Consider the following 24,299-nt stretch of genomic DNA (forward strand, 5'->3'; position numbering starts at 1 on the left):
GACCACGTCCTGCGGACGAGACGCACTCGCCCACCCGCCGAGCGTGCGGGCGGAACGCCCCGTGATCCGCACACGCCTCCTGAGAGGGGCGGCGCTCGCGGGCTCCCTCGTCCTCACGTCCGTCGCAGTACCGGCCACCGTCGCGGCGGCCGCCCCCGCGCAGAGCCGTGGCCATGCCGCGGACCCCCAGGACGCGGCGCTCGCCTTCGACTCCTCCGGCTACACGACGATCACCGTCACCGTCGACGGCCGTCCCCTGACCGTGCGCTGGTACAAGGAAATCTGCTACGTCGCGAACCCGGTCGCCGCGGCGGCGCAGCAGCCCGGCGGTCCGGGCGGGGGCAGCACCACCATCCCCAACACCGCCTGCGGCTACCAGAGCATGAACGTGTTCGTCCCCGAGAGCGCCTTCGGCGACCAGCGGGTGCCGATCTACTTCGCGGTGAACAACAGTGGCTGGATGGCCAGTCACATACGGGCGAGCGTGACCGCCGGCACCTCCTACAACAGTGCGACGAGCAACGTCGGTGCCACCCTGAAGGCGGGTTACGTCTTCGTCGACGTCGCCAGCCGCAGCCGCGGACTGGTCGGTGCCGACGGCTCGTTCCCCGGCAAGGCACCCGCGGCCGTCACCGACGCCAAGGCCGCCGTGCGCTACCTGCGTCTGAACGACGCCGCGATGCCCGGCAGCGCGGAGCGGATCGTCGTCAACGGCACCAGTGGCGGCGGCGCGCTGGCGTCGATCCTGGGCGCTTCCGGCAACAGCGGCGAGTACGCCCCGTACCTCGCCGCAGTCGGCGCCGCCGGCATCGACGCCAAGGGGCACAGCACCCTGCGCGACGACGTCTTCGCCGTCAACGCCTACTGTCCGATCACCGACCTCGGCAATGCCGACATCGCCTACGAGTGGCTCTACAACGCCCTCGGCACCCGCGACACCACCGGACAGAACCCCTCTCCCGAGGAAGCCGCGGAGATGGCGGCCCGGTTCGCGGCGTACGAGAAGAGCCTCGGACTGCGCAACCCCGACGGCTCCCGGCTCACCGCCGCCACCATGCTCGACACCATCGAGAAGGAGGTCGTCCGCTCCGCCGAGACCTACCTGAAGGCGGACCCCGCCCACACCATCCCGCCGCTGGGCGGCACCTTCCAGATCACGTCAGGGGGTACCACCAAGTCGTACGTCAACGACTGGATCGACGTCGACACCGCCACCCGCACGGTGCGCTCGATCGACATGGCGAGGTACCTCGCCTTCGTCGCCACCCAGGCCGCCCTCAAGACGACCCCCGCCTTCGACGCCGTGGGCGTCGACGGGAACACCACCAGCCGCACCGAGACCAACCTCTTCGGCCCGCCGACGCAGACGTACCTCAACTACACCGAGTTCGGCTGGAACCACAACGACGTGCCCGGCGACGGCAGCGGCCTGGACGACACCGGGCTGACCTGGAAGCAGTACACCGCGCAACACAGCTCCACCGTCGACGATCAGGTCCACCTCATCAACCCGATGGACTTCATCGGCACCGCTGCCGACACGGCGCCGAACTGGTACGTCCGCCACGGCACCCGCGACCGCGACACCGCATTCACCGTCTCGGTCAACCTCGACCGCGCACTCGCCGCCGACAAGCAGGTCGAGGACCTGGACTACCGGCTCGCCTGGAACCAGCCGCACGCCGGGAACTACGACGTGCCCGAGGCCATGGCCTGGATCGCCCGGATCGTTCAGAAGGCCGGCGACCCGCTCGCATAACGGACAGGACCGCTATCGGCCGCCCCGTCCGAGGACAGGGCGGCCGGGCGATCGAGCACGCTGACTGCACGGGACCGGCTCCTTCGCCCACCGGCTGGGAGTCACCGACCGTATGCCGGTCGGAGTTTCTGCACGCGGACAGCCCCCGACCGCGAGGCGTCGCCGCGATCGGCGCATGGCTGGACCGGCCTGCGCGTCGACCCACTCACCCAGGAGATCACGGACTTCGCCCTCCATCTCGCGGCGGCCGATTCCGGCGGGTGACCAGGAGCGATCAGCGTGGTGTCTGACGCGCGACCGGCCGGAACTTGTCCGAAGCAGGTCCGGCCACATCCTCCAGTCCCCCAGCTCCCGCCCAGGCCCGCCGTCTGCTCGGCAAGCCGGACCCGCTCGATGCGCAGGCCGCAGCGCGAGCCGTGCTCAGCGGTCGGGCCCGGGCCCAGGCCAAATCCGGCGACGGACCCGTGCACGCCGCCCGGATCTACAAACTCGCCAAGGACTCCGCGGTCAAGGCCCGCACCCAGGCGATCAACCAGCTCAAGGCCGTCCTGGTCATCGCCGACCCCGCCCTGCGGGAATGACTGTCGAGCCTGGGCAACGCCGCGCTGTTCCGCACCTGCGCGACCCTCAGCCCACCCGATGGTGGGGGAGACGAGGACGCGGTGACCCAGGCCACCCACCTGACGTTGCGCATGCTCGCCGAGCGTGTTGAGCAGCTCACCGGGCAGATCGATGAGCTGAACCAGCGCCTGACCCGGCTCGTCGAACGCCACGCCCCGCAACTGCTCGTACCGGTGGGCATCGGCCCGGACAGCGCCGTCACTCTCCTGATCACCATGGGGGACGATCCCGAGCGACTGAACACCGGGGCGTCCTTTGCTGCCCTCTGCGCAGTCAGCCCCATCGGGTACTCCTCTGGCCGGCGGAGTACGCGCCGGCTCAACCACGGCGGAGACCGCCAGGCCAACGCCGCCCTGCACCACATCGTGTTCACCCGCCTGCGTCACGATCCGCGCACCCAGGCGTACTGCGAACGCCGCACCCGGGAGGACAGGACCCGCCGTGAGACCATCCGATGCCTCAAGCGGTACGCAGCCCGCGAGGTCTTCAACCTGGTCGGACCGGTTTCCCGTACCCCCGCGTTACAGGGGCGTCCGTGAGACGTGAGAGGGTGCGGGGCGTGAGTGAGACGCCGTCGAACACCCTGCAATACCGCTTTGACGGGCCAGAAGAGGCCCCGGTCCTGATCCTCGGTCCCTCACTGGGTACCACATGGCACATGTGGGACCGGCAGGTCCCCGAGCTGGCCAAGCAGTGGCGCGTCCTCCGTTTCGACCTGCCGGGGCACGGCGGCGCCCCCGCGTATCCGGCCGGTTCCGTCGCCGAGTTGACGGCCCGTCTGCTCGCCACCCTCGACGGGCTCGGCGTGCAGCGCTTCGGCTACGCGGGCTGCGCGCTCGGCGGTGCGATCGGCGTCGAGCTGGCCCTGCGCCACCCCGAGCGCCTCGCCTCGCTCGCGCTGATCGCCGCCTCGCCGAGGTTCGGCACCGCCGACGAGTTCCGCCAGCGCGGCGTGGTCGTACGGACCAACGGGCTCGACCCCATCGCCCGTACGGCCCCGGACAGGTGGTTCACCGGCGGGTTCGCCGCGGCGCAGCCCGCGATCACCGAGTGGGCCGTGCAGATGGTCCGCACCACCGACCCCGGCTGCTACATCGCCGCCTGCGAGGCGCTCGCCGCGTTCGACGTACGGGCCGAGCTCGGCCGGGTCGGCGTGCCCACCCTCGTCCTGGTGGGCTCCGACGACCGGGTCACCGGCCCCGCCGAGGCCCGCACCCTGGTCGCCGGCATCCCGGACTCCCGTCTGGCCGTCGTCCCCGACGCCTCGCACCTGGTCCCCGTCGAGCAGCCCGCCGCCGTCACCGAGCTGCTGGTGACGCACTTCGGCACCGCCTGGCAGCCCGTCCACGACTCCGCCACCGGGCAGACCGCGATCCCCGCGGCCCCCGTCCGTCCGGTCCCGGCCGCGCCGGTGCCGCCGCGGGCCGCGCCGGTCCAGCCGGCCGCCGAGACGGCCCCGGCCGTGGCGGAGCCGCGGCCCGGCGGACGGCCGGACGCGTACGACGCCGGGCTCAGGGTGCGCCGCGAGGTGCTCGGCGACGCGCACGTCGACGGAGCGCTGGCGGAGGCCGGCGACTTCGCCGGGGACTTCCAGGACTTCCTCACCCGCTACACCTGGGGCGAGGTCTGGGACAGGCCCGGCCTGGACCGCCGTACCCGCTCCTGCGTCGCCCTCACCGCCCTGGCCGCGGGCGGGCACCTGGAGGATCTCGCCGCCCACACCCGGGCCGCCCTGCGCAACGGGCTCACCCCGGACGAGATCAAGGAAGTGCTGCTGCAGACGGCCGTCTACTGCGGCGTGCCCGCCGCGAACCGGGCGTTCCGGGTGGCACAGCGGGTCGTGCGGGAGGAGACCACCCCGCAGGGGTAGCGGGAGCCCGGGACGGCCCGGACGGTCCCGCCACCCGGACGCGCCCTGCGGCCCGGGGCGGAGGCAGGATGGATCCATGAAGCTGATCAAAAAGTCGCACGCCTGCGTCCGGCTGGAGAAGGACGGGCAGGTGCTCGTCCTGGACCCGGGCGGTTTCAGCGAGGAGGACGCCGCGCTCGGCGCGGACGCGATCCTCGTCACCCACGAGCACCCCGACCACTTCGACGAGCTGCGGCTGCGGGCGGCGATGGAGGCCAACCCGGCCGCGCGGGTCTGGACGCTGAGGGCGGTCGCGGAGCGGATCTCCCCGGCGTTCCCGGGCCGCGTGCACACCGTCGGCCACGGCGACACCTTCACCGCCGCCGGCTTCGACGTGCAGGTCCACGGCGAGCTGCACGCGGTGATTCACCCGGACATCCCGAGGATCACCAACGTCGGCTACCTGATCGACGACGGCAGGGTCTTCCACCCCGGCGACGCCCTCACCGTCCCCGACCACCCGGTGGAGACGCTGATGCTGCCGGTGATGGCCCCCTGGAACAAGATCTCCGAGGTGATCGACTACGTCCGCGAGGTCCGGCCGCAGCGCGCCTACGACATCCACGACGCCCTCCTGACCGACCTGGCCCGCCCCATCTACGACCGGCAGATCGGGCAGCTCGGCGGCGCGGAGCACCTGCGGCTGACGCCGGGGGACAGCGCCGAGGTGTGAGCCGGGCGGCGCACGGCCACCGGGCGGGACCCGGCGGTGGGCGGGCCCCGGTTCGCCGGTGCCGCCCGGTAGGTTGTGGGACATGCGCATCGCGACCTGGAACGTGAACTCGATCACCGCTCGTCTGCCGAGGCTGCTGGCCTGGCTGGAGAGCAGCGGCACCGACGTGCTCTGCCTCCAGGAGGCCAAGGTCGCCGAGGAGCAGTTCCCGTTCGACGAGCTGCGCGAGCTGGGCTACGAGGCCGCGGTGCACGCCACCGGCCGGTGGAACGGCGTCGCGGTCCTCTCCCGCGTCGGCCTCGAGGACGTGGTCAAGGGCCTTCCCGACGGGCCGGACTACGACGGCGCCCAGGAGCCCCGCGCGGTCTGCGCCACCTGCGGTCCGGTCCGCGTCTGGTCGGTGTACGTGCCCAACGGCCGCGCCGTGGACCACCCGCACTACGCCTACAAGCTCCGCTGGTTCGAGGCGCTGCGCGCGGCCGTCGCCGGCGACGCGGCCGGCAGCCGCCCGTTCGCCGTACTGGGCGACTACAACGTGGCCCCGACCGACGACGACGTGTACGACCGCTCCGTCTTCGAGGGCTCGACCCACGTCACCCCGGCCGAGCGCGCCGCGCTGGCCGCGCTGCGCGAGACGGGCCTGTCCGACGTCGTGCCGCGCCCGCTGAAGTACGACCGCCCGTACACGTACTGGGACTACCGCCAGCTCGGCTTCCCCAAGAACCGCGGCATGCGGATCGACCTCGTGTACGGCAACGCGCCGTTCGTGAAGGCGGTCGAGGACGCCTACGTGGACCGCGAGGAGCGCAAGGGCAAGGGCGCCTCCGACCACGCGCCGGTCGTGGTGGACCTGGACGTGTGAGGCCCCGGCTCGCCGCCCGTCATCCGGTGAGCAGCCGCAGGTCCACGGAGTCGGCGAGCGCCGCCAGTCCCGCGTCCCCCGGGTGCAGGTGGTCGCCGCTGTCGTACGCCGGGAGCATCCGGGACGGCCGCGCCGGATCGCGGACGACGGCGTCGAAGTCGAGCACCGCGTCGAAGGCGCCCGTCCCCCGCAGCCACGCGTTCACCGCGGCCCGCTCCGCGTCGACGGCGGCCGTGCACCCCGCCCTGCCCCCGCAGGGCGGCACGGTCGCCCCCAGCATCCGCAGCCCCCGGGCGCGCCCCCGGCCCGCGAGCTCCCGCAGTCCGGCGATCACGCGCTGCGCGTCCGTGCCCGCCAGCAGGTCGTTCACGCCCTCGAAGACCACCGCCGTGTGCACGGACGTCCGGGCGAGCACGTCACGGTCGAACCGGTTCAGGGCGCTCACCCCGGCCGTGTCGGTGGACACCCCGTCGCCGGGGTGGCGGCCCCCGGTCACCCGGTTGCCCGAGACGCCGTGGTTGAGCACCCCGTAGCGGGGGACGGCGTCCTGCGCGAGCAGGCGCCGGGCCAGCACGTCGGGCCACCGCCGGTTGGCGTCCACCGCGGACCGGTCGCCGTCGGTGATCGAGTCGCCGAGCACGGCCACGGACCCGGGACCGCCGCCGACGTCCACGCCGGTCAGCAGCGGCCAGCCGGTCAGGACCGAGGTGTACGGCCCGGCGGTGCCGTCCGCCGCGGCCACCGCAGCCGGGCGCCCTGCACGGTGAGGACGCGGCCGGGCGTCCAGCCGGCCGCGGCCAGGTCCTGCGTCGACAGGGAGGCGCCCGAGCCGTCGAAGTCCGCCTCGCCCGGCCGGGCGTCGTCGCTGACGGCGGTGTTGTCGAAGAACCGCTCCAGCGGCAGCGGCCCGGCCCCGTTCCCGGCGGCGGCCGGGGCGGTGGAGGCGGCCGGCACGAGAACGGCCGACAGGGCGGGGGCGACGACGGCACCGCGGACCCCTGGGCGCACGACGGCTCCTTTCCTTCCACGACACGACACGACACGACGCGACCCGACCCGGACGACGCGACTCACGCGGCACGGCCCGCATGTCACGGGCCCGTACGTCACGACTCGCGGACACCACCCACAGGACACCCTTCACACGGTGCGGGGGAAAGGCGCGTTGAGGCGAATGGCGGATGCGTGCCTGTGGTGCGTACGCCGGTACGAATGCCAGTCTGGAGGTATGAACATCCCCTTCCTGGGCAATCGGCGCGAGAAATCCGTCATGGCTGTCGATCCCGAGGGCATCGCCGGGCTGCTCGCCGAGTGCGAACTGCTCCGCTCCCAGGCGTCCGGGGACGGTGTCCCGCTCGACGACACCGCCGCCTCGCTGGAGGCGCTCGACCAGCTGGTGCCGCGCTGGCGCGACGACGGGGAGGTCCTGCCCTGGCTCGGCAACGACGCCGGCCTGTACCTGGGCACCGTGATCGTCCGTACCGTCCCCGGCGCCGCCTGGCGGATCCGGTCCGACGGGCAGCCCGTCGTACGGCTCGCCTCCGGCCGGGAGTTCGACGTCGTGGCCTGCGGGCTGGAGTGGGCCACCAGCGGTGCCCCCCAGCTGTCGCAGCTGTACGCGGAGGTCGCCGAGGCCTGACCGCGGCCGTCCGGGACGGCCCGGCGGCATCAGGAGGCACGGTGGGGGATGCGGGGCGCCGGCACGGGCGGGGCGGGCTCGCCCTCGCCCCCGAGGCCGCCTCCGGGCGGACCACGACCCCCGCCCTGGCGGCCGACACGGCTCCCGCCGACGGCCACCGCAAGGAGGAGGAGTGGCCCGCCGGCGAGTGCGTGGAACACTCCGAGCGGCTGGAGCGGCACCACCGCGCCCGTGACCGGCATCCGGTGGTCCGGGGCGGCCCGCCGCCCGTGACCACCGGTACATCCGGCACCCCTCTGGGATTCCTCCGTGCCCAGGACACCCTTCACACCCGTCGTCCGCCGGACGGCCGCCGTGTTGATCACCCTTCTGTCGGCGGCGGCGTGCGACGGCACCGGGGCGCAGACCGCGACGGTCCCCGCGGACCGCGTCACCGGCAACTGGCAGGCCGGCGGCGGGACGGCCCTGGCTCTCGCCGCCGACCGCACCTTCACCGCGTCCGGGCTGAACGCGGGCGAGCTCGCCGACACCGGCTGCCCCGGCGGGCACGCCGACGGCGACTGGGCCTTCTTCGCCGACCAGGGCGGCGGCCTGTACGTCACCTCCCGGCAGGCCCGGTCGGGATCCGAGATCGGCCTGTCCTTCTCCGGGTCGTCCGACGAGCCCTGCCGGCTCACGCTGACGGTCGTCGACGACGGCGACACCCTGTGCGCCACGTTCGACCCGGACGTTCCCTGCGACCTGGACGTCCGCTTCACCCGCGAGCGCTGACACCCGCCCGGGCCCCCTGCCGCCCGTGCCGGGCCGGTCGCCGCTGCCGGCATCCGCTCGGGAAACGCCCGATGCGGCCGATGTGACCCCGGGTGCGGCCCGGGCGTCGGCGGAGCAAGGGGTCATGGAGGGCCGCGGGCAAGGCGTGTGCCGACACCCCCGCTCCCGGCTTGCCGCGGAACACCGGTGGCGTCGGACCGGCACGACGCCGCGCACGTCGCCGGTCACGACCGCGCATGCCCGCGGACGGCGACGGGCCCGTACCCGGCAGATCCATGACGCGGCCATGACGATGAATTAGGCTGCCCGGACGGCCTGACACTGGAGGTGCGGATGCGTCGTCCTGTCGTACGGAAGCTGGCGGTCCTGGCGGTCTCGGCCGCCGTGGTGACGGTGGGGGCCGCGGCCCCGCCGTCCGGGCGCGAGGGCCCCGCCGGGAAGACCCCGGTCGCCGTCGGGTACGGCGGCGCGGTCGCGAGCGTCGACCCGGACGCCTCCGCCGCCGGCATCGAGGTGCTGAGGAAGGGCGGCAACGCCGTCGACGCGGCCGTCGCCACCGCCGCCGCGCTCGGCGTCACCGAGCCCTACTCGGCCGGCATCGGCGGGGGCGGCTACTTCGTCTACTACGACGCCAAGTCCCGTACGGTGCACACCGTCGACGGCCGGGAGACGGCCCCCCTGACCGCGGGCAAGGACCTGTTCACCGAGAACGGCAAGCCGATCCCCTTCGCCGAGGCGGTCAGCAGCGGCCTCGCCGTCGGCACCCCGGGCACGCCCGCTACCTGGCGGACGGTGCTGGACAAGTGGGGCAGCCGCAAGCTCGCCACGCTGCTGGCGCCCGCCGAGCGGCTGGCCCGCGACGGCTTCACCGTCGACGAGACCTTCCGGAAGCAGACCGCCGAGAACGAGGCCCGGTTCCGGTACTTCCCCGACACCGCCGAGCTGTTCCTGCCGGGCGGGGAACTCCCGGCCGTCGGCTCCACCTTCAAGAACCCCGACCTCGCCCGCACCTACCGGGAGCTGGCCGGGAAGGGCGTGGACGCGCTCTACCGCGGTGACATCGGCGAGGACGTCGTCGCCGCCGTCAACAAGCCGCCCGTCGACCCGGACTCCGGCTGGAACGCCCGCCCCGGAGACCTGTCGGCCCAGGACCTGGCGGCCTACCGCACCCGGCTCCAGGCACCCACGAAGACCTCCTACCGCGGTCTCGGCGTGTACTCCATGGCGCCCTCGTCCTCCGGCGGCACCACGGTCGGCGAGGCCCTCAACATCCTGGAGCGGACCGACCTGTCGAGGAAGCGGACGAGCGAGGCCCGGTACCTGCACCGCTTCATCGAGGCCAGCCGCGTCGCCTTCGCCGACCGCGGGCGCTGGGTCGGCGACCCCGCCTTCGAGGACGTGCCGACCCGTCAGCTGCTGTCGCAGCGGTATGCCGACTCCCGCGCCTGCCTGATCAAGGACGACGCGGTCCTCACCAGCCCCGTCGCCCCCGGCGACCCGCGCGACCCCGCCCCGTGCGCGGCCGGCGGCACGGCGGTCCCGACGACGTACGAGGGCGAGAACACCACGCACCTGACGACGGCCGACAAGTGGGGGAACGTCGTCGCCTACACCCTCACCATCGAGCAGACCGGCGGCAGCGGCATCACCGTGCCCGGCCGCGGCTTCCTGCTCAACAACGAGCTGACCGACTTCTCCTTCGCGCCCGCCGACCCGGCCGTGCACGACCCGAACCTGCCCGGCCCCGGCAAGCGGCCCCGGTCGTCGATGTCGCCGACGATCGTCCTGGACCGGCACGACCGGCCGGTCGTCGCGCTCGGCTCGCCCGGCGGCGCCACCATCATCACCACCGTGCTCCAGACCCTGACCGGGTTCCTCGACCGGGGCCTGCCGCTCGTCGACGCGATCGCCGCGCCGCGCGTCAGCCAGCGCAACGCGGCCCGCACCGAGATGGAGCCGGGGCTGTACGGCACCGACACGCAGCGCCGCCTGGAGGCCATCGGGCACTCCTTCAGCAGGAACCCGGAGATCGGCGCCGCGACGGGGATCCAGCGGCTGCCGGACGGCAGGTGGCTGGCCGCCGCCGAGAAGGAACGGCGCGGCGGCGGCTCGGCGATGGTGGTGCGCCCGGCCCGCTGACCGCCACCGCGCCGCCCGTCACCGTTCGGGGGCGGGCTCGGGCCGCGTACGGAAGGCCAGCCGCCCGTCCTCGACGTCCACCGTCACCCGGCCGCCCCCGGCGACGCGGCCGTCCAGCAGCAGCCGCGACAGCTCGTTGTCGACCTCCCGCTGGATGGTGCGGCGCAGGGGGCGGGCGCCGTACTCCGGCTGGTAGCCGTGCTCGGCGAGCCAGTCCACGGCGGCGTCGGTGAAGTCGACGGCGACGTCCTGCGCGTGCAGCAGGCGGCGGGTCTGCTCCAGCAGCAGGCCGGTGATCCGCCGCAGCTGCTCGGAGCTGAGCTGGCGGAAGACGACGATCTCGTCGACGCGGTTGAGGAACTCCGGCCGGAAGTGCTCGCGCAGCGGACGCAGCACCTGCTCGCGCCGCGCCTCCTCGTCCGCGTCCGCGCCGCCCGCCCCGAAGCCGATGCCGGCGCCGCGGCGGGTGATCACGTCGGAGCCCAGGTTGCTGGTCATCACGACGACCGTGTTGGCGAAGTCCACCGTGCGGCCCTGGGAGTCGGTCAGCCGCCCGTCGTCGAGGACCTGGAGCAGGACGTTGAAGACGTCCGGGTGCGCCTTCTCCACCTCGTCCAGCAGCAGCAGCGAGTAGGGGTGGCGGCGCACGACCTCGGTGAGCTGGCCGGCCTCCTCGTGCCCGACGTACCCGGGCGGGGCGCCGACCAGGCGTGAGACGGTGTGCCGCTCCTGGTACTCGCTCATGTCGAGGCGGACCATGCGGTCCTCGCTGCCGAACAGCGCCTCGGCCAGCGCCCGGGCCAGCTCCGTCTTGCCGACGCCGGTCGGGCCGAGGAAGAGGAAGCTGCCGATCGGCCGGTCCGGGCTGGCGAGCCCGGCGCGCGAGCGCAGGACGGCGTCGGCGACGACGCGGACGGCCTCGTCCTGGCCGACGACCCGTTCGTGCAGGTGCTGCTCCAGGCCCAGCAGCCGGTCCTTCTCCTCCTGGGTGAGACTGCTGACCGGGATGCCGGTCTGCCGGGACACCACCTCGGCGATCGCCTCGGTGCCCACCACCAGGTTCTGCCCCTCGTCGGCCTCGCCGCCGCCGGCCGCCTCGGCGATGCGCTGCTTCAGCTCCACGATCCGGTCGCGGAACCGGGTCGCCTGCTCGTACTGCTCGTCCGCGACCGCCTGGTCCTTGTCCCGGGTCAGCTGCTCGACCTCGCGCTCCATGGCCCGCACGTCGGTGCCCTTGGTGCGGGCCCGCAGCCGCACCCGCGCCCCGGCCTGGTCGACCAGGTCGATCGCCTTGTCCGGCAGCCGCCGGTCGGTGAGGTAGCGGTCGGACAGCTCCACGGCCGCCGCCAGTGCCTCGTCGGTGTAGCGGACCTGGTGGTGTGCCTCGTAGCGGTCGCGCAGGCCGCGCAGGATCTCCACCGTGTCGGAGGTGGTCGGCTCCGACACCAGGATCGGCTGGAAGCGGCGGGCCAGGGCCGCGTCCTTCTCGATGCGGCGGTACTCCTCCAGCGTGGTCGCGCCGACGATGTGCAGCTCGCCGCGGGCGAGGGCCGGCTTGAGGATGTTGCCCGCGTCCATCGACCCGCTCTCGCCGCCCCCGCCCGCGCCGACGACGGTGTGCAGCTCGTCGATGAAGATGATCAGCTTGTCGGAGTGGGCGCGGATCTCGCCCACGATGTTGTTCAGCCGCTCCTCGAAGTCGCCCCGGAAACGGGTTCCGGCGACCACGCCGGTCAGGTCCAGGGCGACCACCCGCCGCCCGGCGAGCACGTCGGGCACGTCGTCGTCGGCGATGCGCTGCGCCAGCCCCTCGACGATGGCGGTCTTGCCGACGCCCGCGTCACCGATCAGCACCGGGTTGTTCTTGCCGCGGCGGGAGAGCACCTCGACGGTCTGCTCGATCTCCTCGTCCCGCCCGATCACCGGGTCGATGCGGCCCTGCCGGGCCTGCTCGGTCAGGTCGCGTCCGTACTTGTCCAGGGTCGGCGTGTTCGTCGGCTGGGGCCGTTCGGCACGGGGCGCCGCCGCCTCCGGTGCCTCGGCCGGCAGGCCGGGGGGCGCGAACCGGGCCGAGTGCAGGATGTGCCCGGCGGCCGAGTCCGGATTGGCGGCGAGCGCGCTGAGCACGTGCTCCGGGCGGATGTACCCGGCGCCGCTGGCCCGGGCCAGCTCGTGGGCGTCCAGCAGGGCGCGCTTGACGGCCGGCGTCAGGGACAGCGAGGTGGGCGGCGGGGTCTCGCCGGGGCCGTGCTGGGCCGGGCCGGAGCGCTCGTCGATCTCCGACGCCAGCGAGTCGGGGTCCGCTCCGGCCCGGCTGAGCAGGCTCCGGGTCGGTTCCGCGGACAGCGCGGCCCGCAGCAGGTGCTCGGTGTCCAGGTCCCGGCTGCCGTGCTCGGCGGCGTACTGGGCGGCACTGCGCACCAGCTCCCGGGCGGGCTGGCTGAGCAGCCGGCCGATGTCTATGTGCCGGGGCCGCGGTCCGCCGAAGAACCGGGCGAGGAATTCGGCGAAGGGATCGCCCTCCGGGCTGATGAAGCCGCTGGTCATCGCTGTCCGTCCTCCGGTGTCCTCCGCTGGTCGACGTGCCGGGGCCGGGTAACCCGGTCGGGGCCCGCTCATGCCACGATGACACGTCGTCCCGCGGCGGGCACGTTCGGGAAACGGCGGCGGCACCCGCCCCGCGGGCCCCTCCCGCGCCTGCCCGCCGGGTCCGTCCGCGGCCGCTCCCGGACGCCCGCCGTGCCCGTTCCCGGGCGTCCCTCCCGCGTCCGCCCCAGGTCTCCCGGACGGCCCTCGTCCGGTGCCGGCGGGTCCCCGTGCGGACGGCGGGCGGTCCCGTGTCCGCCGGGACCGCCCGCCTCGTACGCGACGCCGGTCGGCGTGTCCGTCCCCGGTTCCACCGCTCCAATTGCCATACCGGTATTTGAATGGGGTCGTGGCGGTAGGATGGCGGCATGGTGCGTACCCCACTGACCCCCGAGGAGCGGGAACGCGGCGAACGGCTCGGACGGCTGCTGCGCCAGGCGCGCGGTGACAGGAGCATGGCGGACGTCGCGGCGAGCGCGGGGATCTCCGCCGAGACCCTCCGCAAGATCGAGACCGGCCGGGCCCCGACCCCGGCCTTCTTCACGGTGGCCGCGCTGGCCCGCGCCCTGGGCCTGTCGATGGACGAACTGGCGGGGCACTGCGCGCTCGCCGAGGTCTGATCCGACGTCACCCCCTACGGTGCCCCGCCCCGCCCCGTGCCCCAGTGGCCACGCTGTTCCCGCCGGCCCCACGGGTCCCATCGCCCGCTCACCCACCGGGGTGCGAAACGCGATCGAAATCCCGGCTTGGCGACGATGGTCTTGGCAAGCCCGCCCGAGAGGCTTACGTTCATCCCTCTACGGCCTGCTCCACGGGCGTAGAGGCGCTTTCGTCGCGTCGAAGGAGCAGCTCATGGCCAACGTCGTACGTGCCGCCCTGGTCCAGGCCACCTGGACCGGCGACACCGAGTCCATGGTGGCGAAACACGAGGAGTACGCCCGCGAGGCGGCCCGGCAGGGCGCGGGGATCATCGGGTTCCAGGAGGTCTTCAACGCCCCCTACTTCTGCCAGGTCCAGGATCCGGAGCACTACCGCTGGGCCGAACCGGTGCCCGACGGCCCGACGGTGCGCCGCATGCAGGAGCTCGCGCGGGAGACCGGCATGGTGATCGTCGCGCCGGTGTTCGAAGTCGAGCAGCCGGGCTTCCACTACAACACCGCGGCCGTGATCGACGCCGACGGAACCGTCCTCGGCACCTACCGCAAGCACCACATCCCGCAGGTCGAGGGGTTCTGGGAGAAGTACTACTTCCGGCCCGGCAACCTCGGCTGGCCCGTCTTCGACACCGCCGTCGGCAAGGTCGGCGTCTACATCTGCTACGACCGCCACTTCCCCGAGGGCTGGCGCCAACTCGGCCTCGCGGGGGCTCAGTTGGTCTACAACCCGTCCGCCACCCACCGCGGCCTCTCCGCCCACCTGTGGCGGCTCGAGCAGCCCGCGGCGGCCGTCGCCAACGAGTACTTCGTCGCCGCGATCAACCGCGTCGGCCAGGAGGAGTACGGCGACAACGACTTCTACGGCACGTCGTACTTCGTCGACCCGCGCGGGCAGTTCGTCGGAGACGTGGCCAGCGACACCAAGGAGGAACTGGTCGTCCGCGACCTCGACTTCGGCCTGATCGACCGGGTGCGCCGGCAGTGGGCCTTCTACCGCGACCGCCGGCCCGACGCCTACGAGGGGCTGGTGCGCCCGTGACCCGGGACCTGTTCAGCCGCCACCGCGCCGTCCTGCCCGACTGGCTCGCCCTCTACTACGAGGACCCCATCGAGATCACCCACGGCGAGGGCCGCCACGTCTGGGACGCCGCCGGCAACCGGTACCTCGACTTCTTCGGCGGCATCCTCACCACCCTGACCGCGCACGCCCTGCCCGAGGTGACCAAGGCGGTGAGCGAGCAGGCCGGGCGGATCCTCCACTCCTCCACGCTCTACCTCAACCGGCCGATGGTCGAACTCGCCGAGCGCGTCGCCCAGGTGTCCGGCATCCCCGACGCCCGCGTCTTCTTCACCACCTCCGGCACCGAGGCCAACGACACCGCCCTGCTGCTGGCGACGACGTACCGGCGCAGCAACACGGTCCTCGCGATGCGCAACAGCTACCACGGCCGCTCCTTCGGCGCGGTCGGCGTCACCGGCAACCGCGGCTGGTCCCCGACCTCCCTGTCCCCGCTCCAGACGCTGTACGTCCACGGCGGCGTGCGCACCCGCGGTCCCTACGCCGCCCTCGACGACAGGGGCTTCATCGACGCCTGCGTCGCCGACCTCACCGACCTCCTCGGCCACACCCGCCCGCCGGCCGCGCTGATCGCCGAACCGGTCCAGGGCGTCGGCGGCTTCACCTCCCCGCCGGACGGCCTGTACGCCGCCTTCCGCGAGGTGCTGCGCGACCGCGGCATCCTGTGGATCTCCGACGAGGTGCAGACCGGCTGGGGACGCACCGGCGACCACTTCTGGGGCTGGCAGGCGCACGCCCGCAGCGGCCCGCCCGACATCGTCACCTTCGCCAAGGGCATCGGCAACGGCATGTCCATCGGCGGGGTGATCGCCCGCGCCGAGATCATGAACTGCCTGGACGCCCACAGCATCTCCACCTTCGGCGGCACCCAGATCACGATGGCGGCCGGCCTCGCCAACCTCGTCCACCTGCTGGAGCACGACCTCCAGGGCAACGCCCGGCGGGTCGGCGGGCTGCTCATCGAGCGGTTGCGGTCGATCGCCGCGCACGTTCCGCACGTCCGCGAGGTGCGCGGGCGCGGGCTGATGATCGGCATCGAGCTGACCCGGCCCGGCACCGACGAGGCGGACCACCAGGCCGTGTCCGCCGTGCTGGAGGCGGCCCGCGCGGGCGGACTGCTCGTCGGCAAGGGCGGCGGGCACGACACCAGCGCCCTGCGCATCGCCCCGCCGCTGTCCCTCACGGTCGCGGAGGCCGAGGAAGGCGCCGCGATCCTGGAGCACGCCCTGGCAAGCCTCCGGTAACCGGCGGCCGAGCGGAGGAGCGAACCCACCGGGGCCACCACCTCGAGGCCGTCCCAAGGGCCCCGGGGTGGTGGCGCCGCGCTCCCACCGGACCGCGCCCCGGCACCACCGTCCACGGCAGGAGAGGGAACAGCAGCATGAGCAGCAGCCGTACCGTCATCCGCGGTGGCCTCGTCGTCACCGCCTCCGACGAGATCCACGCCGACGTGCTGATCGAGGACGGCCGCATCGCCGCCCTCGCCGCGTCCGGCACCCCGGCCGCCGCGTCGTTCACGGCGCCGCGGGTCCTCGACGCCACCGGCAGGTACGTCCTACCGGGCGGCGTCGACGTCCACACCCACATGGAGTTCCCCTTCGGCGGCACCCTGGCCTCCGACACCTTCGAGACCGGCACCCGGGCCGCCGCCTGGGGCGGCACCACCACGATCGTGGACTTCGCCGTGCAGAGCGTCGGCCGCTCCCTGCGCGAGGGCCTGGACGCCTGGCACGCCAAGGCGGAGGGCAACTGCGCGATCGACTACGGCTTCCACATGATCGTCTCCGATGTGAACGAGGAGACGCTGAAGGAGATGGACCTCCTCGTGGAGGAGGGCGTCACCTCGTTCAAGCAGTTCATGGCGTACCCCGGTGTCTTCTACTCCGACGACGGCCAGATCCTGCGCGCCATGCAGCGCGCCTCGGACAACGGCGGGCTGATCATGATGCACGCCGAGAACGGCATCGCCATCGACGTGCTGGTGGAGCAGGCCCTCGCCCGCGGCGAGACCGATCCCCGCCACCACGGCGAGGTGCGCAAGGCGCTGCTGGAGGCGGAGGCCACCCACCGCGCCATCCAGCTCGCCCGGGTCGCCGGGGCCCCGCTGTACGTCGTGCACGTGTCGGCCCAGGAGGCGGTCGCCGAACTGGCCGCGGCCCGCGACAAGGGCCTGCCGGTCTTCGGCGAGACCTGCCCGCAGTACCTGTTCCTGTCCGCCGACAACCTCGCCGAGCCGGACTTCGAAGGCGCCAAGTACGTGTGCAGCACGCCTCTGAGGCCCCGCGAGCACCAGGCCGCGCTGTGGCGGGGACTGCGGACCGACGACCTCCAGGTCGTCTCCACCGACCACTGCCCCTTCTGCTTCGCCGGCCAGAAGGAACTGGGCCGCGGCGACTTCTCCAGGATCCCCAACGGCCTGCCGGGCGTGGAGAACCGCATGGACCTGCTGCACCAGGCCGTGGTGGACGGCCACATCTCGCGGCGGCGCTGGATCGAGATCGCCTGCGCCGCCCCGGCCCGCATGTTCGGCCTGTACCCGCGGAAGGGGACCATCGCGCCCGGCACCGACGCGGACGTCGTGATCTACGACCCGCGCGCCGAGCAGGTGATCTCCGCCCGCACGCACCACATGAACGTCGACTACTCGGCGTACGAGGGCAGGACCGTCACCGGACGGGTCGACACCGTTCTCTCCCGGGGAGAGGTCGTCGTCGACCGGCGGACGTACACGGGCCGCGCCGGGCACGGCACCTTCCTGCCCCGTGCCACCTGCCAGTACCTGGGCTGAACGCCCCGGCCGCACCGGCTCGTACGCGAAGGGCCACGCCGTGGCCTCCGGACCCGTGCGGAAGGCCGGCGGGTCCGCGGCCGCCGAGTCCGGTGTCACACGTCGGACAGGTCCCGCAGCAGCGGCAGGAGCTGCTCCAGACGCCGGGCGCCGAGCCGCTCGGCGGGCCAGCTGTTGACGCGTGCGACCGCAGGGGCGATGCGCCGCAGGAGCTCGTGGCCCTCGGGGGTGAGCCGGACCTGGTGGCGACGGCGGTGCGCGGGGTCGACCTCACGGGTGATCCAACCGCGCGAGGCGAGCCGGTCGAGCATGGTGGCCATGGTGGACCGGTCGATCGCCGTGGCCTTGCTGAGCTCGACCTGGGTGACGCCGGGTGAGTCGGCGAGAACGGTCAGAACGGCGTACTGGGGGGCGGTGAGATCGGGGACCTCGGCCTGCCAGACCGATGTGAGCTGTTGCAGCGCGCGGCGCAGCAGGTGCATGGGGGTGTCGGTGAGGGACTGCTCGGACATGACCGAGGGATCTCCGAATCGTTCCAGCGCAGCTAGCGCAGCCGGGGTGCGGGACAGGGGCGACGGTGCGGGCGCCCGCCGGAAATCTTGGCACGGACGGCCGGAGGGGTGCCGGGCCCGATGATTTCAGTACACGAACTATCTGTAGACTGAATATCTGTGTACTGATAAATGTTTCCCGGGAGGTTCCGTGCAGCACCCGTCCGACCTTCGCGAGCACATCGACGCGCTGGAGAAGCTGGGCGATCTCGAGCGCGTCCACGATCAGGTGGACTGGCACCTCGAGGCCGCCGCCCAGACCCGTTACAGCACCGAGCGCCGGCTTCCGGCCCCGCTGTTCGAGAACGTCAGGGGCGTCGCCGAGGGCTTCCGCCTGCTGGGCGCCCCGGCCGCACTCGGCTCCGACCCGAACCGCCCGTACGCGCGGGTGGCGCTCAGCGTCGGACTGCGGCCGGAAGCCACCGGACGCGAGATCGTCGAGCACCTGGTCGCCACCCGGCACCGCCCCGGCGTGCCGCCCGTCGAGGTCGCCGCCGAGTCGGCCCCGGTGAAGCAGAACGTCCTGCGCGGGGACGACGCCGACCTGGAACGCTTCCCCGTCCCCTTCGTGCACGAGGGCGACGGCAACCGCTACGTCAACACCTACGGCGTGATCATCGCCCAGACCCCGGACGGCTCGTGGACCAACTGGTCCATCGCCCGGATCATGATGATCGACGGCAAGCACATGACCGGTCTCGTCATGCATCCCCAGCACATCGCCCAGGTCTGGCAGCAGTGGGCCGACCTCGGCAAGCCCATGCCCTACGCGCTGGTGCAGGGCGGTGACCCGGCGATCCCGTACGTCGGCGGCATCCCGCTCGGCGACGGTGTCGACGAGGCCCCCTACATCGGGGCGCTGACCGGTCGGCCGCTGGAGGTGGTCAAGGCCGAACTGTCCGACTTGATGGTTCCCGCCGGCGCCGAGATCGTCATCGAGGGCCACCTGTCCGTGGAACGCCACGGCGTGGAGGGGCCGTTCGGCGAGTTCGCCGGGTACATCCCGCGCGAGACCGGCCTGCAGCCGGTCTACAGCGTGGAGGCCATCACCCACCGGGACGCGCCGATCTGGCCGCTGGTCGCGGAGGGCAAGCCGGTGGACGACTTCCACACCGTGACCGGCATCGGTGAGGCGGCCGGCGCGCTGGACGCGATACGCGAGGCAGGCCTGCCCGCGGCCTCCGCCTGGGCGCCGCTGAGCGCCGCCAGCCACTGGCTGGTCGTCACCGCCCCGGGGAACTGGCGCGAACTGCTGCCCGGGGTGAGCGCGGAGGAGTACGCGCGCCGCGTCGGCGAAGCGGTGTTCGGCACCAAGTTCGGCCTCTGCCTCCCGCAGGTGTTCCTGCTGGACGACGACTTCGACCCTACCGACGACGCGGACCTGCTGTGGGCGCTGGCCACCCGCGTCCACCCCGACGGACGCGTGGTCCGCTTCGAGGACGGCCCGATCCTGCCGCTGCTCACCTGCTACACCCCCGAGGAGCGGCACGCCGCCCGCGCGACCAAGGTGGTCCACGAGGGCCTGCTCCCCGCGCCCGGCGAGCGCGATCGGCAGAGCACCTTCCAGGAGGCGTACCCGGTCGAGGTGCGGGCCAAGGTACTGGCGCGCTACGCGCGCTGACACAACCGCCGGGCGGACCGTCCGGCGGCCGGGACGGCCCGGCAGGACCGTCCCGGCCGGCGCCCGCCAGGGCGCCGACGACGAGGTGCCGCCGACGCGGGCGGACACGGGAGCGAGCACAGGGAAGGTTGTTTCATGCGACTGATCGTCGGGATGACCGGCGCCACAGGGGCCGTGTTCGGCATCCGGCTCCTGCAGGAACTGCGGGAGCAGCCGGAGGTGGAGACGCACCTGGTCCTGAGCCGCTGGGCGAAGGCGACCATCGCCATGGAGACGGGGTGGACGTCCCGGGACGTCGCCGCCCTCGCCGACGTCGCACACGGCGCGGACGACCAGGCGGCGCCCATCTCCAGCGGTTCCTTCCGCACCGACGGGATGGTGATCCTCCCCTGCAGCGCGAAGACTCTCGCCGCGATCCGGGCCGGGTACGGCAGCGATCTCGTCGCACGGGCCGCGGACGTCGTCGTCAAGGAGGGCCGGCGTCTCGTGCTGGGCGTCCGCGAGACTCCCCTGTCCACCATCCACCTGGAGAACATGCTGGCCATGTCGCGGATGGGCGCGACCATCCTGCCGCCGATGCCGGCCTTCTACAACAAGCCGCAGAGCATCGACGACCTCGTCGACCACGTCGTCGCCCGTGTCATGGACCAGTTCGGCCTGGACAGTGGCCGAGCGGTGCGCTGGGAAGGCCCCTCCACATCGCGCGGTCCCCGCACCCCGCGTGCCGAGTGACCGGCGGAGCCGGCGGGGACCCGTGCCGAGAAGGCGTGGGGGGCCCGGGTTCCTCCGGTTCCGGTGACCGGGCGGGTGGCTGTCTCGGCGTGGTACCCGAGCGCTTTCGCGGGCCGAGGCCGTCGGGACGTTCCGCTCGGAGGGCGCCCCCGTCCGTGCGCCGCCCCCGCAGGTGAACTCCCGGCCTGGGGCCGCCGCGGTGGCCCCAGGCAGCCGACGCCGCCGGGCACCTGCCCGTCTGCCTCTCGCGGCGGGTGAGAACGCCGGCGGCGTCCCGGGCACGGCGGGAGCCTTCCCGGACCCCGCGGGACCCGGCACGAACGCCGGTTCCCGGGGGTCCGGGGGATTGGCGCGGGGCGGAGTTGCCGAGAGGATCGGCGCCATGGACTTCGGACTCGTTCTCCAAACCGATCCGCCCGCCGCCCGGGTCGTCAGCCTGATGAAGCGCGCCGAACGCAACGGCTTCACCCACGGCTGGACCTTCGACTCCGCCGTGCTGTGGCAGGAGCCGTTCGTGATCCACAGTCAGATCCTCGCGAACACCACCCGGTTGAAGGTCGGCCCGATGGTGACCAATCCGGCCACCCGCACCTGGGAGGTCACCGCCTCCACCTTCGCCACCCTCAACGACATGTTCGGCAACCGCACGGTCTGCGGCATCGGCCGCGGTGACTCCGCGGTGCGCGTCGCCGGCCGCAGGCCCACCACCCTGGCCCGCCTCGGCGAGGCGATGAGGGTGATCCGGGCGCTCGGCCGCGGCGAGGAGGCCGACCTCGGCGGCGGTACGGTCGTGAAGTTCCCGTGGGTCCGGCCGGGCGCCGAACTGCCGGTGTGGATGGCCGCGTACGGCCCCAGGGCGCTGAAGCTGGCGGGGGAGGAGGCCGACGGGTTCATCCTCCAGCTCGCCGACCCCTACCTGACCGGGTACATGGTCGAGGCGGTCAGGAGCGCGGCGGTCTCGGCCGGCCGCGACCCGGCCGAGGTGACGGTCTGCGTCGCCGCCCCCGCGTACGTCACCGCCGACGACTCGCCCGACGCCCTCGCCCACGCCCGCGAGCAGTGCCGGTGGTTCGGCGGCATGGTCGGCAACCACGTCGCCGACCTCGTCGCCCGGTACGGCGCGGACGGCAGCGTCGTACCGCAGGAACTCACCGACTACATCGAGGCACGGCAGGGCTACGACTACGCCCACCACGGGCGCAGCGGCAACCCCGACACCCGGTTCGTGCCGGACGAGATCGTCGACCGGTTCTGCCTGATCGGGCCGGCCGAACGGCACGTCGAGAGGTTGAACGCGCTGCGCGCGCTGGGCGTCGACCAGTTCGCCGTCTACGCCATGCACGACGCGCGGGAGGCCGTGATCGACGCGTACGGGACGCGGGTGATCCCCGCCGTGAACCGCTGACCCCCTCCGCCACCCGGGTCACCCCCGGCGGGCGGGTGGGACCGGCGGGCCGTCCTCGCCTTCGCGGCCGGCGGCGCCGGCTTCCCCCGCCGAGCGCCGAGCGCCGAGCGCCGAGCGCCGAGCGCCGGTCGCCCCGTCCCGGCACCGGCGCCGCCGGCCGACCACGGCCGGGCGGTGGGGCCGGGCACGTCGAGGCTGCTGCCGCCGCTCCGCCGCAGGCCGGCCGCCGTCCGGCGGCGGCCGGCCGTCCCGTACGGAAGGGAGGCGGGTCAGCCCCGGCCGTCCCCCAGCGCGGCCACCGCTTCCTTCGCGGCCTTGATGGCGCCCTTGTTGATCTCGTCCGTGCCGGGTGCCTTCCGCGTCTCGAAGTCACTGCCGTTGTACGTGACGACCACCAGCGCGTTGGACGCGCGGACGATCACCGTGCCCTCACGGGTCTGCTGCCCGTCCTCGGTGACCAGGTTCACCACGGAGTACGCCGCGTCGCCCAGCCCCGGGACCTCGCCGCCGCCGCGGTCGTCGTCGAGGCGCTCCTCGTACGACGCCCGTGCCGCCTCGTCCGACTCCATGACCTCGAAGGAGACGTCGAGCCAGCGGTAGTCGTACTCCTTGAGCGCGTTCCACGAGCAGGTGCGGCGCACCTGCGTGTCCGTGGACGGTATCTCCTTCCCCTCCTTCTTCGCCCCCGGGACGAGGGACGAGACCGTCGCCTCGGCCAGGCTGGCGCACGGCGCGGGGGCGGAGCGGTACGTCTTCGGCACGGCCTGCGTCGAGGGGGCGGAAGGGGACCGGCTCCCGGCCCCGGGGGCGGCCTCGTGCCCGGTGGCGGGAGCCGCGGCGGGCGGTCCGGACGGCGGTTCGGACGCCAGCGCCCAGCCGGCCGTGGCGAGCACGGCGACCGGGGCCAGGCGCACGGCCAGGGCGAGCGGCAGGGGGAGGGAACGCACGGCGCACTTCTCTTGGGGACGGTGCGGAGTGTGTCCGCACTGCGGACGGGACGACAGTTTCACACGAGTCCCTGTGGGGCGGAAGTGCCACCTCACTGTGTACAGGCGCGGTGACGGGACCGGCCCGTCGACGGCTCCGATTCGGCATGGTTCATACGCGTGCGGGTGTTTTCACCGGCATGCGCCGGCGCGCGTACGGCCTCTCCGGGGACGGCGTCGCCGAACCGGGCCGGCTGCCGCCCGCCGGCCGGAGGGGCTCGTTCACCGGCGCCGCCTTGCGGGCGAGCCCCGCCCACGCGGGAACGGCGGCCGGCGGGCCCACCGCGCGGTGGGCCCGAGGGGCGGGACGCCCGGCCCCGGGGCGGCCGGGCCGGCGGACCCGCGGCGACCGGACCTCAGGGCACCCGGGCCGTCCACGCGGGCGACGCGAACTTGGTGCGCGCCAGTTCCCGCGCCCGGGCCAGCTCCTCGTCGGTCACCTTGCCCCGGGTCAGCCCGTACCGGCCGCGGAACGATCCGATCATCCGGTCGATGACGGCCTCACGGGACAGCCCGGTCTGCCGGCGCAGCGGGTCCACCCGCTTCTTCGCGCTCCTGGTGCCCTTGTCGGACAGCTTCTCCCGGCCGATGCGCAGCACGTCCAGCATCTTGTCGGCGTCGATGTCGTACGACATGGTCACGTGGTGCAGCACGGCACCGGGGCCGCCGTCCGGTCCCACGATCCGCTTCTGCGCGGCTCCCGCGATCTTGCCCTGGTCGGTGGCGATGTCGTTCAGCGGCTGGTACCAGGCCCTGATCCCCATGTCGCCGAGCGCGCCCAGTACCCAGTCGTCGAGATAGGCGTAGCTGTCCTGGAAGGACAGGCCCTGCACCAGCGCTCCGGGCACCGACAGCGAATACGTGATCGTGTTGCCCGGTTCCACGAACATCGCGCCGCCGCCGGAGATCCGGCGCACGACCTGCACGCCGTGGCGGGCGGCGCCGTCGGCGTCGACCTCGTTGCGCAGCGACTGGAAGCTGCCGATGATCACCGCGGGGGCGCCCCACTCCCACACGCGCAGCGTCGGGGGCCGCCGCCCCGCCGCCACCTCGCTCGTCAGTACCTCGTCCAGCGCCATGTGCAGGGCCGGGGACTGCGGTTCCTCGTGGATGAGCTGCCAGTCGTAGTCGGTCCAGTCCGTGGCGTGCGCGAGGGCGCGGCGCACGGCGATGCCGACGCCCTCCGAGGTCAGCCCGTACATCACGGTCCCCTCGGGCAGCGCCGCGTCGATCCGGGCCGCCAGACCGGCCGCGTCGGTGTCCGCCGGGGCGCCCTCCAGGGCGCGGTTCACGGCGTCGAGCGCCTCGTCCGGTTCGAGGAAGAAGTCGCCCGCCACGCGCGCGTGGCGCAGTACGCCGTCCTCGGCCTCCACGTCCACGACGACCAGCTTGCCGCCGGGGATCTTGTACTCACCGTGCACCCGACTGTCTCTCCGTTCCCGGTCCTGCGGTCCCGACCGGTCGACCGCGTTCGCCCTCGGCCAACGCCGGACCAGGGCGGATGATTCCCGTGACCCCCGGCA

General features: G+C 73.4%; 20 protein-coding genes and 1 pseudogene. 15 read left to right on the forward strand and 6 right to left on the reverse strand.

All coding sequences use genetic code 11. The annotated features are described in order from the left end of the window. The first annotated feature begins 61 nt into the window (after positions 1 to 61). From ACSU6Z_RS24555 to ACSU6Z_RS24575, 5 genes are all read left to right on the forward strand, one after another. The gene (locus ACSU6Z_RS24555; protein WP_437048786.1) at positions 62 to 1,759 is read left to right on the forward strand and encodes a subtype B tannase; all 1,698 of its coding nucleotides are present in this window, start codon (positions 62 to 64) and stop codon (positions 1,757 to 1,759) included. A 662-nt stretch (positions 1,760 to 2,421) separates the two neighbouring features. Continuing rightward, positions 2,422 to 2,919, forward strand: a complete 498-nt coding sequence (locus ACSU6Z_RS24560; protein WP_437048787.1) for a transposase — start codon at positions 2,422 to 2,424, stop codon at positions 2,917 to 2,919. Between the two features lie 20 nt (positions 2,920 to 2,939). After that, positions 2,940 to 4,250, forward strand: a complete 1,311-nt coding sequence (gene pcaDC, locus ACSU6Z_RS24565) for a bifunctional 3-oxoadipate enol-lactonase/4-carboxymuconolactone decarboxylase PcaDC (RefSeq protein ID WP_437048788.1) — start codon at positions 2,940 to 2,942, stop codon at positions 4,248 to 4,250. 76 nt (positions 4,251 to 4,326) lie between these two features. Then, complete coding sequence (locus tag ACSU6Z_RS24570; protein WP_437048790.1) at positions 4,327 to 4,962, forward strand: MBL fold metallo-hydrolase; 636 nt, start codon at positions 4,327 to 4,329, stop codon at positions 4,960 to 4,962. An 82-nt stretch (positions 4,963 to 5,044) separates the two neighbouring features. Continuing rightward, positions 5,045 to 5,824 (forward strand): exodeoxyribonuclease III, encoded by a 780-nt coding sequence (locus ACSU6Z_RS24575; protein WP_437048791.1) that lies wholly within the window; start codon positions 5,045 to 5,047, stop codon positions 5,822 to 5,824. A 19-nt stretch (positions 5,825 to 5,843) separates the two neighbouring features. Here the strand turns inward: ACSU6Z_RS24575 and ACSU6Z_RS24580 are convergent. Both ACSU6Z_RS24580 and ACSU6Z_RS24585 read right to left on the reverse strand, forming a co-directional pair. Continuing rightward, positions 5,844 to 6,557 (reverse strand): annotated as a pseudogene (locus ACSU6Z_RS24580) (SGNH/GDSL hydrolase family protein); the annotation flags it as partial. After that, a complete protein-coding gene (locus tag ACSU6Z_RS24585) occupies positions 6,521 to 6,832 on the reverse strand; it encodes a hypothetical protein (protein ID WP_437048793.1) in 312 nt (103 codons plus the stop codon). The gene ACSU6Z_RS24585 and the pseudogene ACSU6Z_RS24580, both read right to left, overlap by 37 nt. 220 nt (positions 6,833 to 7,052) lie before the next feature. Here ACSU6Z_RS24585 and ACSU6Z_RS24590 point away from each other — a divergent pair, with 220 nt between their 5' ends. The 3 genes from ACSU6Z_RS24590 (at position 7,053) to ggt (ending at position 10,373) form a co-directional block, all read left to right on the forward strand. Continuing rightward, positions 7,053 to 7,463, forward strand: coding sequence for a DUF6278 family protein (locus ACSU6Z_RS24590; protein ID WP_437048795.1), 411 nt, complete (start codon positions 7,053 to 7,055; stop codon positions 7,461 to 7,463). Between the two features lie 309 nt (positions 7,464 to 7,772). Then, positions 7,773 to 8,234, forward strand: a complete 462-nt coding sequence (locus ACSU6Z_RS24595) for a hypothetical protein (protein WP_437048797.1) — start codon at positions 7,773 to 7,775, stop codon at positions 8,232 to 8,234. A gap of 333 nt (positions 8,235 to 8,567) precedes the next feature. Then, on the forward strand, positions 8,568 to 10,373 hold the full coding sequence (gene ggt, locus ACSU6Z_RS24600) for a gamma-glutamyltransferase (RefSeq protein ID WP_437048798.1): 1,806 nt from the start codon (positions 8,568 to 8,570) through the stop codon (positions 10,371 to 10,373). Positions 10,374 to 10,391: 18 nt separating this feature from the next. Here ggt and ACSU6Z_RS24605 read toward each other — a convergent pair whose 3' ends face one another. Further along, complete coding sequence (locus ACSU6Z_RS24605) at positions 10,392 to 12,920, reverse strand: ATP-dependent Clp protease ATP-binding subunit (protein ID WP_437048800.1); 2,529 nt, start codon at positions 12,918 to 12,920, stop codon at positions 10,392 to 10,394. A gap of 407 nt (positions 12,921 to 13,327) precedes the next feature. Between ACSU6Z_RS24605 and ACSU6Z_RS24610 the strand changes: the two genes are divergently transcribed. From ACSU6Z_RS24610 to hydA, 4 genes are all read left to right on the forward strand, one after another. Further along, positions 13,328 to 13,579 (forward strand): helix-turn-helix domain-containing protein, encoded by a 252-nt coding sequence (locus tag ACSU6Z_RS24610; RefSeq protein ID WP_437048802.1) that lies wholly within the window; start codon positions 13,328 to 13,330, stop codon positions 13,577 to 13,579. Between the two features lie 232 nt (positions 13,580 to 13,811). Then, entirely contained in the window at positions 13,812 to 14,654 is an 843-nt protein-coding gene (locus ACSU6Z_RS24615; protein ID WP_437048803.1) for a nitrilase-related carbon-nitrogen hydrolase, read from the forward strand. After that, positions 14,651 to 15,937 (forward strand): aspartate aminotransferase family protein, encoded by a 1,287-nt coding sequence (locus ACSU6Z_RS24620; protein ID WP_437048805.1) that lies wholly within the window; start codon positions 14,651 to 14,653, stop codon positions 15,935 to 15,937. The genes ACSU6Z_RS24615 and ACSU6Z_RS24620 overlap by 4 nt, the downstream gene beginning before the upstream one ends. 137 nt (positions 15,938 to 16,074) lie before the next feature. Then, positions 16,075 to 17,481: a dihydropyrimidinase gene (gene hydA, locus ACSU6Z_RS24625; protein WP_437048807.1), complete on the forward strand. Its 1,407-nt coding sequence runs from the start codon at positions 16,075 to 16,077 to the stop codon at positions 17,479 to 17,481. Positions 17,482 to 17,576: 95 nt separating this feature from the next. Here the strand turns inward: hydA and ACSU6Z_RS24630 are convergent, their stop codons facing one another. After that, a complete protein-coding gene (locus tag ACSU6Z_RS24630; protein ID WP_437048809.1) occupies positions 17,577 to 17,993 on the reverse strand; it encodes a MarR family winged helix-turn-helix transcriptional regulator in 417 nt (138 codons plus the stop codon). 190 nt (positions 17,994 to 18,183) lie between these two features. Between ACSU6Z_RS24630 and ACSU6Z_RS24635 the strand changes: the two genes are divergently transcribed. From ACSU6Z_RS24635 to ACSU6Z_RS24645, 3 genes are all read left to right on the forward strand, one after another. Next, the gene (locus ACSU6Z_RS24635) at positions 18,184 to 19,653 is read left to right on the forward strand and encodes a UbiD family decarboxylase (protein WP_437048811.1); all 1,470 of its coding nucleotides are present in this window, start codon (positions 18,184 to 18,186) and stop codon (positions 19,651 to 19,653) included. Between the two features lie 135 nt (positions 19,654 to 19,788). Continuing rightward, positions 19,789 to 20,385, forward strand: coding sequence for a UbiX family flavin prenyltransferase (locus ACSU6Z_RS24640; protein WP_437048813.1), 597 nt, complete (start codon positions 19,789 to 19,791; stop codon positions 20,383 to 20,385). A 382-nt stretch (positions 20,386 to 20,767) separates the two neighbouring features. Continuing rightward, positions 20,768 to 21,790 (forward strand): TIGR03842 family LLM class F420-dependent oxidoreductase, encoded by a 1,023-nt coding sequence (locus ACSU6Z_RS24645; RefSeq protein ID WP_437048814.1) that lies wholly within the window; start codon positions 20,768 to 20,770, stop codon positions 21,788 to 21,790. Between the two features lie 269 nt (positions 21,791 to 22,059). Here the strand turns inward: ACSU6Z_RS24645 and ACSU6Z_RS24650 are convergent, their stop codons facing one another. Both ACSU6Z_RS24650 and ACSU6Z_RS24655 read right to left on the reverse strand, forming a co-directional pair. Then, a complete protein-coding gene (locus ACSU6Z_RS24650; protein WP_437048816.1) occupies positions 22,060 to 22,737 on the reverse strand; it encodes a hypothetical protein in 678 nt (225 codons plus the stop codon). 395 nt (positions 22,738 to 23,132) lie between these two features. After that, positions 23,133 to 24,197 (reverse strand): lipoate--protein ligase family protein, encoded by a 1,065-nt coding sequence (locus tag ACSU6Z_RS24655; RefSeq protein WP_437048818.1) that lies wholly within the window; start codon positions 24,195 to 24,197, stop codon positions 23,133 to 23,135. Between the last annotated feature and the right edge of the window lie 102 nt (positions 24,198 to 24,299).

It is taken from the genome of Streptomyces sp. enrichment culture (assembly GCF_964273145.1).
Taxonomy (GTDB): Bacteria; Actinomycetota; Actinomycetes; order Streptomycetales; family Streptomycetaceae; genus Streptomyces.

Coding starts and splice junctions, on each gene's coding strand:
- ACSU6Z_RS24570 (WP_437048790.1), top strand. CDS start 4,327: ATGAAGCTGATCAAAAAGTCGCACGCCTGCGTCCGGCTGGAGAAGGAC.
- ACSU6Z_RS24575 (WP_437048791.1), top strand. CDS start 5,045: ATGCGCATCGCGACCTGGAACGTGAACTCGATCACCGCTCGTCTGCCG.
- ACSU6Z_RS24590 (WP_437048795.1), top strand. CDS start 7,053: ATGAACATCCCCTTCCTGGGCAATCGGCGCGAGAAATCCGTCATGGCT.
- ggt (WP_437048798.1), top strand. CDS start 8,568: ATGCGTCGTCCTGTCGTACGGAAGCTGGCGGTCCTGGCGGTCTCGGCC.
- ACSU6Z_RS24605 (WP_437048800.1), bottom strand. CDS start 12,920: ATGACCAGCGGCTTCATCAGCCCGGAGGGCGATCCCTTCGCCGAATTC.
- ACSU6Z_RS24610 (WP_437048802.1), top strand. CDS start 13,328: ATGGTGCGTACCCCACTGACCCCCGAGGAGCGGGAACGCGGCGAACGG.
- ACSU6Z_RS24615 (WP_437048803.1), top strand. CDS start 13,812: ATGGCCAACGTCGTACGTGCCGCCCTGGTCCAGGCCACCTGGACCGGC.
- hydA (WP_437048807.1), top strand. CDS start 16,075: ATGAGCAGCAGCCGTACCGTCATCCGCGGTGGCCTCGTCGTCACCGCC.
- ACSU6Z_RS24630 (WP_437048809.1), bottom strand. CDS start 17,993: ATGTCCGAGCAGTCCCTCACCGACACCCCCATGCACCTGCTGCGCCGC.
- ACSU6Z_RS24640 (WP_437048813.1), top strand. CDS start 19,789: ATGCGACTGATCGTCGGGATGACCGGCGCCACAGGGGCCGTGTTCGGC.
- ACSU6Z_RS24645 (WP_437048814.1), top strand. CDS start 20,768: ATGGACTTCGGACTCGTTCTCCAAACCGATCCGCCCGCCGCCCGGGTC.